The following is an 11,413-nucleotide window of genomic DNA, read 5'->3' as shown; positions in this document are numbered from 1 at the left end:
CCCCCGAGGATAGGTGAGACACGTCACGGGACGGCGTCAACTGACGCGTACCCGGAAGTTACCCGGGTATAAAAAGCGCCATGAGCCTCGATCCCGCCCGTCTCCAGCAGCTGCTTGACGGCGAGCACGCCGATGTCCGCAACCGGGTCCGCGGCGAGCTGGACAAGCCTGAGCACGCCCCCGCCGACCACCTGCCGATGGAGGAGCACCGCACGCAGGTGACGGCGTGGCTGAAGGAGCTGGCGGCCGACGGCGATCCCGCCATGCTCTTCCCGAAGGAGTACGGCGGCCAGGACGCGGTCGCAGCGGGCGTCACCGCGTTCGAGACGCTGGCGTTCGGCGACCTCAGCCTGCTCGTCAAGTGCGGCGTGCAGTTCGGCCTGTTCGGCGGCGCGGTGCTCCACCTCGGCACCGAGAAGCACCACGAGGCGTACCTGAAGGACATCACCAGCGCCGAGCTCCTCGGCTGCTTCGCGATGACCGAGACGGGCCACGGCTCCAACGTCCAGCAGCTCGGCACGACCGCGACGTACGACGCGGCCACGCAGGAGTTCGTCGTCCACACGCCGGACGCGCTGGCGCGCAAGGACTACATCGGCAACGCCGCGCGCGACGGCCGGATGGCGGCGGTCTTCGCGCAGCTCGTGGTCGGCGGCGAGGAGCGCGGCGTGCACTGCCTGCTCGTCCCGATCCGCGACGCCGACGGGAACGCGCTGCCGGGCATCACGATCGAGGACTGCGGCATGAAGCTCGGCCTCGACGGCGTCGACAACGGGCGCCTCACGTTCGACCAGGTCCGCGTCCCGCGCGACGCGCTGCTCGACCGCTACGCGCAGGTGTCCGAGGACGGCACGTACTTCAGCCCGATCGAGAACCCGACCAAGCGCTTCTTCACGATGCTCGGGACGCTCGTGCAGGGCCGCGTGTCGGTCTGCGGCGCGGGCATCAGCGCGACGAAGGTGGCGCTGACCATCGCCGTCCGCCACGCGCTGGAGCGGCGCCAGTTCGGCCCGCCCGGTGAGGAGCAGGAGGCGCTGCTGATGGACTACCGCACGCACCAGCGGCGGCTGCTCATCCCGCTCGCGACGACGTACGGCCTGCACTTCGCGCAGGAGCAGCTCGTCCGCCAGCTCCACGGCGTCTTCGCGACCGAGCACGCCGACAGCGTCACCGACCGCCAGCGGCGCGAGCTCGAGACGCTCGCCGCGGGCCTCAAGGCGGTCGCGACGTGGAACGCCACGTCGACGATCCAGGAGTGCCGCGAGGCGTGCGGCGGCGCCGGCTACCTGCGCGGCAACCGGTTCGCCGCGCTGAAGGCCGACACCGACGTCTTCACGACGTTCGAGGGCGACAACACCGTGCTGCTCCAGCTCGCGGCGAAGAACCTGCTGACCGACTACCGCGACGCGTTCGGCGAGCTCGACCCGCTCGGCACCGCGCAGTTCGTCGCCGGCCAGGTGCTCGACACGGTCGCGGAGCGGACGGCCATCCGCGAGATCCTCGGCCGCATCTCCGACACGCTCGTGCCGGGCCGCAACGACGACGCGGACCTCACCGCGCGCGAGACGCAGCTCGAGCTGCTCGCCTGGCGGCAGGAGCACGTGCTCGCCGGCGCCGCGCGGCGGCTGAAGGGCGGCATCGACGCAGGCAAGGACCCCTTCAGCGTCCTGGTCGACACGCAGGACCACGTGGTCGCGTGCGCGCGCGTGTGGGTCGAGCGCGTCGTGCTCGAGCAGTTCGCCGCCGCCGTCGAGGCGTGCGACGACCCCGAGCTGACGACCGTCCTCGACAAGCTCTGCTCGCTCTACGCGCTGTCGGTGATCGAGGCCGACCGCGGCTGGTTCCAGGAGCACGGCCGGCTGTCGTCGCCGCGCTCCAAGGCGGTCATCAAGCACGTCAACCGGCTGTGCGCCGAGCTGCGCCCGCACGCGGGGCTGCTCGTCGAGGCGTTCGGCGTGCCGGAGACGCAGCTCGGCGACGCGGTGCGCGTGCCGGGCGCCGCGACCCCGGCGCCCACGCCCGCGAAGGCCGCCTGACGCGGTGAGCACGCGGACGCGCCTCCCCCGCGCCGAGCGCGAGCAGCAGATGCTCGCGGCGGCGCGGGCGCTGTTCGCGGAGCGCGGCTATGCGGCTGTGACGATGGACGACGTCGCGGCCGCGGTCGGGGTCACCAAGCCGCTCCTCTACACGTACTTCGGCAACAAGGAGCGGCTGTTCGCGGCCTGCATGGAGCCCGCGGGCGAGGCGCTCGTCGCGGCGGTCGTGGAGGCCGTCGCCGGCGCGCGCGGGCCGGGCGACGCGCTGGAGCGCGGGGTGCACGCGTTCTTCGCCTTCGTCGACGCCGACCGCGAGGCGTGGGGCGTGCTGTTCGACAACTCGTTGCCGAGCGGCGAGCTGGCGCGGCGGGTCGTGGCCTACCGCGACCGGCTGGCCGCGCTGGTGGCGGCCGAGCTCGCACCCGGCGGGGTCGCCGCGCCGCAGAACGAAGCCCTCACCATCGCGGTGCTCGGCGCCGCGGAGGCGCTCGGGCGCTGGTGGCTGCGCACGGGCACGCTGACCGCCGCGGAGGCCGCCGACCTGCTCGTCGCTGCGGTGCGGCCCGGCCTCACAGGTGCTCCACCCGCAGCCCCGGCAGGCGATCGCTGAGCGCCTCCGCCAGGACGTTGCGGTGGCACACCGCGTGGTCCTCCTCCAGGCACAGCAGCGCGGTCCTCGGCGCGCCGGGGGCGCGCAGCTCGTCGGCCAGCGCGTCGACCGCCGGCCGCTCGTGCGCCTCGACGTGCTCGCGGAAGCCCGCCGCCGCACGCGCGACCTTCTCGCGCGTCGCGCTCTGGTAGAGCGCGCGCAGCTCCGGCGGCGTGCCCAGCTCCCGCCGGTGCTCGTACGCGATCCCGCCGTGCGCGAGCGTGGCGCCGAGCCGCGTCTTCGACATCCCGGGCTTGCGCGACTGCGGCCGCAGGCGCACGTCGATCACGCGCTCGACGCCCGCCGCCTGCAGCTCGACGACCAGCGACTCCGGTCGCAGCTTCTCGTATCCGATCGTCCACAGAACGGTCATAGGTCGTTGGTAGCCTGCCGCGTCCTTTGTCGCTGATCGAGGCCATCGTCCTGGGGATCCTCCAGGGCCTCACCGAGTTCCTGCCCATCTCCAGCTCCGGGCACCTGCGCATCTTCCCAGCCTTCTGGGGCGGCGAGGATCCCGGAGCGCAGTTCACCGCCGTCGTCCAGCTCGGCACGATGGCGGCCGAGCTCATCTACTTCCGCCACGACCTGTGGAACATCGGCACGACGTGGGCGCGCTCGCTGCGCAACAAGGCCCTGCGCGGAGAGCTGCACGCGCGCATGGGCTGGTACCTGATCTTCGCGACGATCCCGATCGGCGTCATCGGCCTGCTGCTCGAGGACTCGATCGAGGACGCGTTCCGCGCGCTGGAGCTGATCGGCGTGACGCTGATCGTGTTCGGCCTGCTGCTGCTCTTCGCCGACCGCGTGGGCAAGCGCGAGCGGTCGATCGAGCAGCTCACCGCGCGCGACGGCATCGTGATGGGCCTCGCGCAGACGCTGGCGCTCGTGCCGGGCGTGTCGCGCAGCGGCGCGACGATCACGGCGGGGCTGCTGCTCGGGCTCGACCGCGCGGCGGCGGCCCGCTACTCGTTCCTGCTCTCGATCCCGGCCGTCGTGCTGAGCGGGCTGTACCAGCTCTACGACTACATCTCGGGCGAGCAGAGCGCCGGTGCGGGCACCGGCGCGCTCATCCTCGCCACGCTGCTCGCCTTCGTGACGGGCTACGCAGCGATCGCGTTCTTCCTGCGGTACCTGGTCACGCACACCTTCACGGCGTTCGTGGTCTACCGCGTCGGCCTCGGGGCGCTCGTCATCGTGCTCGCGTCCTCCGGCGCCATCCACTGAGCCCCGCGCCGCCGCGTCTGCGTCGTCGCGGTCGTGGCGCCTGACCGGGCGAACCGGCCGTCGCGCTCCCGCCGCAGGCGGGTCGCGGTCATCGTGGCGCGGACGCGGGCGACGGCGGACTGCGTCTGCAGGGTCAACGTGCTCCTCTCTCGTGGGTCTTCATGACTGCGAGTCACATACCCACCGGGGGCACGCTTCACGCGCCCGGTGCCGACCTGTTCACGGGTGCGGTGAGCGGCCTGACAGCGAGTACGCCGGCGCGGGCGGCTTGTCGCCGAACAGGCCCTTGTAGGCGAGCCGGCCGAGGTCCGCGGCGGCCTCGCGCAGCTTCGCGTCGGCCACGCCCTTCACGCGGAAGCCGATGACGAGGATCGTGTCGTCGCGGTAGGCGTACAGGCGGGTGAGGCTCGGCGTCCACACCGCGCCGGCGCCGCCGTACGTCTTGTCCTGGCCCACGTCGAAGACGAGCTTGGGGCGCCGCTTGGCGTCCGGCGCGTGGCGCTGCTGCTGCTCCTCCAGCCGGTACCAGTAGCGCTTCTGGGCCTGGTCGGCGCGATCGATCGTCAGCCACACCCCGACGTCGTCGCCGACGAAGTAGCGGCAGTCCGACAGCTCGGGCGTGTCGGTCTTGAACTCGATCTCGAACTCGCCCGGCGCCTCGTAGCCGACGCCGGCGAGCAGCTTGCGCACGTCGGACGGCTTCAGCGTCCGGCAGGCGAGCACGTCGTCGGGCTCGTGCGCGAACCCGTCGTCGGGCTCCTCGTTCGCGGTGACCGGCGCGGCGGTCGCAGCGGAGCGCTCGGGCTCGTCGTCTCCCCCGCAGCCGCCGGCGACGACGGCCGCGAGCAGGAGGGCGAGGGGCGCGCGCCTCACGCGTCCCGTCGGACGATCTGCACGGGCAGGCGGACGCTGGCGACCTGCGGGTCGTACGTCCGCGACGTCTGGAACCAGTAGACGTACGTGCCGGTCCGGTAGCTCGTGATCGGCATGTACTTGAGCCTGCGGCTCGCGGTGCCGCACGGTGCCGCGGCCTCGCCGATCTCGTAGCTGCCGACCGTCCTGCTGCCGCGGCGGACGTGGACGTAGACGGTCTCGCCCGGCGTGAAGCCGTAGACGCGGTAGGTGACGCGGCTCGTCGGGCGCGCCTTGGCGGGGAGCGTCGCGTTGATGCGCGTCATCTGCAGCGACGCGGTCGCGCTGGTGCCGAGCGCGTCCTCGGCGAGCAGGTCGAACGTCTGCACGTTGCGCCGCGCGGACGAGAACTCCGGCCCGAACGCCTCGGTGCGGAACGCGCCGTTGGCGTCGGACTGCACGGTGCCGAGCGTCTGGTCGCCGACCTTCAGGCTGACGCGGCTGTTCGGCGCGAACCCGGCGCCCTGCACGGTGACCGTCCGCTCCCCCTCGAGGAACGGCGAGCACGCGGGGACGGCGATCTCGGCGGCGTGGGCGGCGGCGGACGGACCGGCCGCGAGGGCGGCTGCCGCGGCGGCGCCGGCCGCGAGCGCACGTCGATGCATGTGCCTCACTCCCCTGTCGTTCATGCGGCGCCGCGGACCTTAGCTGTAACGCTGCGGTGCCTGCCGGACACAACGTCCTTCGATGGTCCCCTACCCACACCTTCCGTCCCGATGAACGACGCGGACGCGTTCCGGGCCGTGTACGCCCGGCACCGGGACGACGTCTGGCGCTACGCGCTGCGGCGGCTCGGCGACCGCGACGGCGCCGAGGACGTCACCACCGAGGTCTTCGTCGTCGCGTGGCGGCGCTTCGACGCGCTGCCCTCGCCCGAGCCCCTGCCGTGGCTCTACGGCGTCGCCCGGCGTGTGCTCGCCAACCAGCGGCGCGGCGACGCCCGCCGGGTCGCGCTGGCCGGCGCGGCGGCCGCGGAGGACGTTGCCGCGGTCGTCCCCGACCTGGCCGACGGCGTCGCCGACCGCGCCCACCTCACCGGCGCGCTCGCCGCGCTCCGGGAGGCCGACCGCGAGGTCCTGCTCCTCGTCGCGTGGGAGGGCCTGAGCGTCGCCGAAACCGCCGTCGTCCTGGGCTGCGGCCGCAGCGCCGCCGCCGTCCGCCTCCACCGCGCCCGCAAGCGCCTGCGCGCGGCGCTCGACGCCGCCGAGGCGCCGCCCCCCGTCCTTCCGACCCTCACCGTGCGATGACCGATCTCCTCTCCCCGCTCCGCGCCGCCGACCCGGCCCGCGACAACGCGCCGACCGCCGCCGAGGCGCGGCGGATGGACGCGATCGTCGAGCGTGCGCTGCGCGCCGAGCCGCGTCCCGCCCCCACCGCGCCACGTCGCTCGCGCCCGCGCCGCCGCGCGCCGTTCGCCCTCGCCGCGACCGGGCTCGCCGCGGCCGCCGTCGCGTTCGCCGCCGTGCTCGCCGCCCCCGAGGACAGCTCGGTCGCGCCCCAGCCCGCGTCCGCCGCGATCGTGCTCGGGCGGCTCTCGGCCGCCGACGCGGCCACGCCCGACCCGGCGGGCCGCTACGCCTACCAGCGGTCGATCTCCTACACCACGCACATGCGCGGCGCCGACGCCCCGTACGCGGTCGTCTTCCCGCACGTGCGCGAGGAGTGGCTCGACGACGACGGCAACGGCGTCACGCGGGAGCGGATCGACGCCGAGCATCCGTCCTTCCCGACGCCCGAGGACCGCGCGGCGTACGAGCGCTCCGGCCAGCGGGGCGCCGGGCCGTTCCCCGGCAGCGAGGGTGTGCAGGTCCGGGGCCGCGAGGTCGCCGGGCTCGCCCCGGCGCGGATCCGCGCGCTGCCGACCGAGCCCACCGCGCTGCACGCCGCCGTCGTGGACGGCATGCAGGCAGCGGGGGTCAAGGCCGACAACGCGTTCGTCGCCGGCGCGGCGCAGCTGCTCTCCTCGCCGCTGACGCCCCAGCCGGTGCGCGCGGCCCTGTTCGACGCGCTGCGGGCCGAGCCCGGCGCGACGGTGTCCGAGGACGTGCGCGACCCGCTCGGGCGCGGCGGCGTCGCGGTCACGTTCACGTCCGAGGCGTGGCACACGACGCTGCTGTTCGACCCGGAGACGGGCGACGTGCGCGGCGTGCGCAGCGTCGGCCTGAAGGAGCTCCCGGGCCGCACGATCACCGACTGGTCGGTGATCGTCGAGTCCTCGCGTCGTGCGTCCGCGCCGGACGCGCCGACGATGGAGGAGCTGCGGGACCGCGCGCCACAGGTGCTGCTGCCCGCCAAGCCGCCGCGCAGGTAGCGGCGCACGTTGGCGCGTCCGCGCGTAGTCCGAACGGCGGGCTAGGCTCCGCCGCTTCGATGTCGCCGGGTGCCGTCCGCGAACGTGAGCGCGAGCTCGCCGCCCTCCACGCCGCCGCGCAGCGGGCCGCGCGCGGGGACGGCGGGGTCGTCCTCGTGGAGGGCCCGGCGGGGATCGGGAAGACCGCGCTCCTGCGCGCCGCGCGCGAGCGGGCCGAGGAGGCGGGGCTCGCGACGCTCCGCGCGACCGCGTCGCCGCTGGAGCGCGACCTGCCGTTCGGACTCGTCCGCCAGCTGCTGGAGCCCGCGCTCGCGGCCGCCGGCCCCGAGGAGCGCGCGCGGCTGCTCGGCGGCGGCGCCGCCCGTGCGGCGATCGTCTTCGCCACCGGCGCCCCGACCGCCGCCGAGCCCGACCCGTCCCACGCCGTCCTGCAGGGCCTGTACTGGCTGACGGTCGCGCTGGCCGAGCCGCGCCCGCTCGCGCTCGTCGTCGACGACCTGCACTGGGCCGACCGCGCCTCGCTGCGCTTCCTGGAGGTGCTCGGGCGCCGCCTGGAGGGCGTCGGCGTGCTCGTCGTCGGCGGTATCCGGACCGGCGACCCCGACGCGGACAGCGAGCTGCTCGCGGCGCTCGCGACCGGCCCGGCCGCGCAGACGCTGCGCCCGGCGCCGCTCACCACCGAGGCGGTTACCGCGCTGCTGGCCGACCAGCTCGGCGCCACCCCCGCCGACGCGTTCGCCGCGGCCGCGCACGACGCCACCGGCGGCAACCCGTTCCTGCTCGGGCAGCTCGCCCGCGCGGCCGAGGAGGAGCGCCTGACCGGCACCGACGCGGACGCCGCGCGGGTCCACGGCCTGGGCGCGCGCGACGTCGCCGAGTCGGTCGCACGCCGCCTCGCCGCGCTCGGCCCGGACGCCACCGCCGTCGCCCACGCCGGCACGATCGTCCCCGAGCCGTGGGACCCCGCGGAGCTGACGGCGCTCGTCCGCGCCGCCGTGCCCGATGGGCGCGAGCTGGCGGTGGAGCACGCGCTCGACCGGCTCGCCGACGCCGACCTCCTCGCCGACAGCCGCCGCCGCTTCCGCCACCCGCTCGTCCGCGAGGCCGTCGCCGCGCGCCTGGCGTCGGCCGAGGCGGGCCGCCTGCACGCGATCGCCGCGCGGCAGGCCGAGGAGCGCGGCGCACGCCCCGGCACGGTCGCGGCGCACCTCCTCCTCGCCCCGCCGGCCGGCGACGCGCACGTCGCGCGTCAGCTGCGCACCGCCGCGCAGGCCGCGATCAGCGAGGGCGCGCCGGACGCCGCGATCGCCGCGCTGCGCCGCGCGCTCGCCGAGCCGCCGCCGCCCGACGAGCGCCCGCACGTCCTGCTGGAGCTGGGCGAGCTCGAGGCGCTCGTCGCCGACCCCGCCGCCGCCGGCCGCCTGGAGGCCGCGCTGCGCGGCCTCCCCGAGCCCGGCGACGCCACCGCCCGCGCCCACGCCGCCCGCGCGCGCCTGCTGCTCCTGTCGAACATGGCGCTCGGGCTGGAGGAGTTCGAGGCCGGCCTGCGCGACACGCGCGACCCGCGGCTGCGGATGCGGCTGGAGGCGCTGATCCTCGAGGCCACCGCGTACGACGGCGCGCTCACCGACCAGCGCGCGGCGCTGCTCGACCAGGGCGTCCGCGACCCGCAGGCCAGCCCGGTCATGCTCGCCCACCTCGCCCAGGAGTCGGCCTACCGCTGCGAGCCGGCGGCGACGTCCGAGCGGCTCGTCCAGGCGGCGCTCGACGGCGGGCTGATGGACGCGGTCGGGCCTGACAGCGGCACCTACCACCTGGCCGCGCTGGCGATGCGCCACGCCGAGCTCCCCGCGGTCGTCGACCGGCTGCTGACCGCGGGCGAGCCGGGCGTCCGCCGCTCGGGCTCGGTCATCGGACGCTGGTACCACGAGCACGCCCGCGCGCTGTGGCACCTCATGTTCGGCTCGGTCGCCGACGCGGAGGCGCACGCGCGGACCGCGCTGACGATCGGCGACGAGGTCGGGATGGCGGTCGTGCGGTTCTCCGGCGTCGTCGCCCTCGCGGACATCCTGATCGAGCGCGGCCAGCCGGCGGACGCCCGCGCCCTGCTCGACGGCATCCGCCCGCCGCAGGGCGTGCAGTCAGGCATGACGTGGCCCGACCGGCTCAGCGTCAGCGCCGAGCTGCACCGCCTCGACGGGCGGCTCGACGTGGCCGAGGAGGAGCTGCGCACCGCCCGCCAGCTCCTACGCGACCGCGGCTGGCGCGCGCCGTTCAAGGCCGGTGCCGGACTGCGCCTCGCGCAGGTGCTCGCACAGCAGGGGCGCGCGGAGGAGGCGATCGCCGCCGCCGAGGAGGAGGCCGAGGCCGCCCGCCGGGCCGGGACGCAGGGCGCGCTCGGCGCCGCGCTGCGGGCCCGGGCGCTGGCGCTGGAGGGCGAGGAGCGGATCGCGCAGCTCCGCGAGGCCGTGGCGGTGCTTGAGGCGGGCCCGATGCCGACCGAGCGCGCCCGCGCCCGCGCCGACCTCGGCGACGCGCTGCGCGCCGCCGGCCACGCCGAGGAGGCCCGCGACGTCCTCCGAGCCGCGCTCGAGGAGGCCGAGGAGCGCGGCGCGGTCCGCGTCGCAGCGCAGGCCCGCGAGGGCCTCGTCGAGCTCGGCGCCCGCCCCCGCCGCGCGGCCGTCCGCGGCGTCGAGGCGCTCACCCCCAGCGAGCGCCGCGTCGCCGGCCTCGCCGCCTCAGGCCTCACCAACCGCGAGATCGCCGAGGCGCTGTTCGTCACCCGCAAGACCGTCGAGCTCCACCTCGGCCACGCCTACGCGAAGCTCGGCATCAAGTCGCGCGCGCAGCTGCCGCAGGAGCTGGCGACCGCCCCGGCGTAGACCGCCTGCGCCACGCGCGGCCAGGACGCGTCTCGAATGCGCTCGTCCCGCGACTCGCCGGTCGATCGATCGGCAGAGCCGCTCCCCCTTTCTCCGCGTAGGCGGCGCCGGCACTCAACGGTCGTGACTCAGTCTCGGAGGCGCGGCTGTTTCGGGGCATGGCCAGACTCGTCCATCTCAAGACCTGGCGGCCGCACAGCACGCTCATCGTCGACCTCTCTCCAGCCCATGTCGTTGCGCTCGGCCTCGAAGCACTCGCGGCAGACCCACGCGTATTCCGCTCCGGCCGGAAACTCGGACGTCGTCGTGAAACCCTCATGGAGGTCCTCAGGGTGGTTCTCGCTGAACGCGGCCATGCAGACCTCGCAGTGATCATGGCCCCAGGTCGGACTGTAGGCGCGGTATGGCCGCCACACGAAGGCGACCCCTCGCAGCTCTTCATCCGGAGCGCCGTCCGCCCATCGCATGCGCCGGTCCTACCCGAGTCCCGCTTCCCCCTTTCCATGCCATGCGCAGTCGATCGCGGCTATGGCGTCGCGCGATAGACGAGAGCGGCGTTTGCCCCTTCTCGTCCGAGGAAGGAGCGCGGTCATCGCGTTCGCTCTGCAACGCGGCGTGCCACGTCGATGATGTCTGCCGTGTACGGCCCGCGATGCTCGGGGTGATCCTGGATCTCGCTGACAAGCCCGACGAACGCACGGAAGTCGTCCAGCTCTGGCGGGTAATCCGCCTCCGCGAGCAAGACCCAGATGCGACTGGCGCCGCTGATCGGGGCTGTCCGGCCGTCCGCGATCGCGGCGCAGATGCGACGGAGCTCGTCCCGCAGGGCTCCATCAGTCATGGGCGACAGCTTCGCCGCGTCTGTCGCATTCCATGCGTAGCGGGAGGCCGGCCTCCGCGTCTTCTCCTCCGGAGCGGCATCTGGCTGCCAGAACGGCAGCCTTGGCGAAGCGTCGCTGCCACCGTCTACGCCGCCGGGATCATCGTGCAGGGCGTCCCCGTGAGCCAGGCCGTCTGACACCCCCTGCTGTGATCGTCCGAAGCAGAAGCGGGACTGCGCTGCTTCGAACCGTCGGCCTCAGTCTCCGATCGGGCCGGTGATCGAGAGCACCAGACCGAACAGCCCGAGCGCGATCAAGAGCCCGCCGAAGAAGGCCATGAACGGAGACATCGGCGTTGCCGCCGTCTTCGCGCGCCGCTCACCCATCACGCGCGACCACTGCTCCGTCGTGCGGCGCTGACGGCTGTGACGCGTCCGAAAGAGGGCAACTCCCGCGACGATCAGCAGGAGCATCATGTACCAGGGCTGGGTCGCCTCGACGGCGAGCACAGGGAGGCGCGAGAACATTACTGCCGTGCCTCTCCATCGCTCCTGCTTTCCATGCGAAGCGGGAGCCCG

The 11,413-nt window shown here is 74.7% G+C and carries 12 protein-coding genes; 6 read left to right on the top strand and 6 right to left on the bottom strand.

The window, feature by feature from the left end:
• Positions 1-80 precede the first annotated feature (80 nt).
• Together AC1UE5_RS19070 and AC1UE5_RS19065 are read left to right on the top strand one after the other, a co-directional pair.
• Entirely contained in the window at positions 81-2,036 is a 1,956-nt protein-coding gene (locus tag AC1UE5_RS19070) for an acyl-CoA dehydrogenase family protein (RefSeq protein WP_482926458.1), read from the top strand.
• Between the two features lie 4 nt (positions 2,037-2,040).
• Positions 2,041-2,646, top strand: coding sequence for a TetR/AcrR family transcriptional regulator (locus AC1UE5_RS19065; protein WP_482926456.1), 606 nt, complete (start codon positions 2,041-2,043; stop codon positions 2,644-2,646).
• Here the strand turns inward: AC1UE5_RS19065 and AC1UE5_RS19060 are convergent.
• Positions 2,606-3,058 carry a DUF488 domain-containing protein gene (locus AC1UE5_RS19060; RefSeq protein ID WP_482926454.1) on the bottom strand — a complete coding sequence of 151 codons (453 nt, stop codon included), beginning with the start codon at positions 3,056-3,058 and terminating at the stop codon, positions 2,606-2,608. The two genes, AC1UE5_RS19065 and AC1UE5_RS19060, sit on opposite strands and share 41 nt — an antisense overlap.
• Positions 3,059-3,084: 26 nt before the next feature.
• Between AC1UE5_RS19060 and AC1UE5_RS19055 the strand changes: the two genes are divergently transcribed.
• Entirely contained in the window at positions 3,085-3,909 is an 825-nt protein-coding gene (locus tag AC1UE5_RS19055; RefSeq protein ID WP_482926452.1) for an undecaprenyl-diphosphate phosphatase, read from the top strand.
• A 219-nt stretch (positions 3,910-4,128) separates the two neighbouring features.
• Here AC1UE5_RS19055 and AC1UE5_RS19050 read toward each other — a convergent pair whose 3' ends face one another.
• Complete coding sequence (locus AC1UE5_RS19050) at positions 4,129-4,782, bottom strand: hypothetical protein (protein WP_482926450.1); 654 nt, start codon at positions 4,780-4,782, stop codon at positions 4,129-4,131.
• A complete protein-coding gene (locus AC1UE5_RS19045; protein ID WP_482926449.1) occupies positions 4,779-5,426 on the bottom strand; it encodes a hypothetical protein in 648 nt (215 codons plus the stop codon). The genes AC1UE5_RS19050 and AC1UE5_RS19045 overlap by 4 nt, the downstream gene beginning before the upstream one ends.
• Before the next feature lie 111 nt (positions 5,427-5,537).
• Between AC1UE5_RS19045 and AC1UE5_RS19040 the strand changes: the two genes are divergently transcribed.
• The 3 genes from AC1UE5_RS19040 to AC1UE5_RS19030 are packed head-to-tail and all read left to right on the top strand — an operon-like array spanning position 5,538 to position 10,014.
• Entirely contained in the window at positions 5,538-6,068 is a 531-nt protein-coding gene (locus AC1UE5_RS19040) for an RNA polymerase sigma factor (protein ID WP_482926447.1), read from the top strand.
• On the top strand, positions 6,065-7,132 hold the full coding sequence (locus tag AC1UE5_RS19035) for a CU044_5270 family protein (RefSeq protein WP_482926445.1): 1,068 nt from the start codon (positions 6,065-6,067) through the stop codon (positions 7,130-7,132). Before AC1UE5_RS19040 ends, AC1UE5_RS19035 begins: the two co-directional genes overlap by 4 nt.
• 59 nt (positions 7,133-7,191) lie before the next feature.
• Positions 7,192-10,014, top strand: coding sequence for an ATP-binding protein (locus tag AC1UE5_RS19030; protein WP_482926443.1), 2,823 nt, complete (start codon positions 7,192-7,194; stop codon positions 10,012-10,014).
• Positions 10,015-10,142: 128 nt separating this feature from the next.
• Here AC1UE5_RS19030 and AC1UE5_RS19025 read toward each other — a convergent pair whose 3' ends face one another.
• The 3 genes from AC1UE5_RS19025 to AC1UE5_RS19015 all read right to left on the bottom strand — a co-directional run bounded on the left by AC1UE5_RS19025 (position 10,143) and on the right by AC1UE5_RS19015 (position 11,362).
• On the bottom strand, positions 10,143-10,481 hold the full coding sequence (locus AC1UE5_RS19025; protein WP_482926441.1) for a hypothetical protein: 339 nt from the start codon (positions 10,479-10,481) through the stop codon (positions 10,143-10,145).
• Between the two features lie 122 nt (positions 10,482-10,603).
• Positions 10,604-11,035, bottom strand: a complete 432-nt coding sequence (locus AC1UE5_RS19020; RefSeq protein WP_482926439.1) for a hypothetical protein — start codon at positions 11,033-11,035, stop codon at positions 10,604-10,606.
• A 57-nt stretch (positions 11,036-11,092) separates the two neighbouring features.
• Positions 11,093-11,362, bottom strand: a complete 270-nt coding sequence (locus AC1UE5_RS19015) for a hypothetical protein (protein WP_482926437.1) — start codon at positions 11,360-11,362, stop codon at positions 11,093-11,095.
• Between the last annotated feature and the right edge of the window lie 51 nt (positions 11,363-11,413).

It is taken from the genome of Parviterribacter multiflagellatus (assembly GCF_056863265.1).
The sequence above is the reverse complement of the archived record's forward strand: the minus strand, read 5'-3'. Positions and strand labels throughout refer to the sequence as shown.

Excerpts from the sequence above, each read along its gene's own strand:
- AC1UE5_RS19015 (WP_482926437.1), bottom strand. The coding sequence starts at position 11,362 with ATGTTCTCGCGCCTCCCTGTGCTCGCCGTCGAGGCGACCCAGCCCTGG.
- AC1UE5_RS19060 (WP_482926454.1), bottom strand. The coding sequence starts at position 3,058 with ATGACCGTTCTGTGGACGATCGGATACGAGAAGCTGCGACCGGAGTCG.
- AC1UE5_RS19035 (WP_482926445.1), top strand. The coding sequence starts at position 6,065 with ATGACCGATCTCCTCTCCCCGCTCCGCGCCGCCGACCCGGCCCGCGAC.
- AC1UE5_RS19070 (WP_482926458.1), top strand. The coding sequence starts at position 81 with ATGAGCCTCGATCCCGCCCGTCTCCAGCAGCTGCTTGACGGCGAGCAC.
- AC1UE5_RS19045 (WP_482926449.1), bottom strand. The coding sequence starts at position 5,426 with ATGCATCGACGTGCGCTCGCGGCCGGCGCCGCCGCGGCAGCCGCCCTC.
- AC1UE5_RS19025 (WP_482926441.1), bottom strand. The coding sequence starts at position 10,481 with ATGCGATGGGCGGACGGCGCTCCGGATGAAGAGCTGCGAGGGGTCGCC.
- AC1UE5_RS19030 (WP_482926443.1), top strand. The coding sequence starts at position 7,192 with ATGTCGCCGGGTGCCGTCCGCGAACGTGAGCGCGAGCTCGCCGCCCTC.
- AC1UE5_RS19040 (WP_482926447.1), top strand. The coding sequence starts at position 5,538 with ATGAACGACGCGGACGCGTTCCGGGCCGTGTACGCCCGGCACCGGGAC.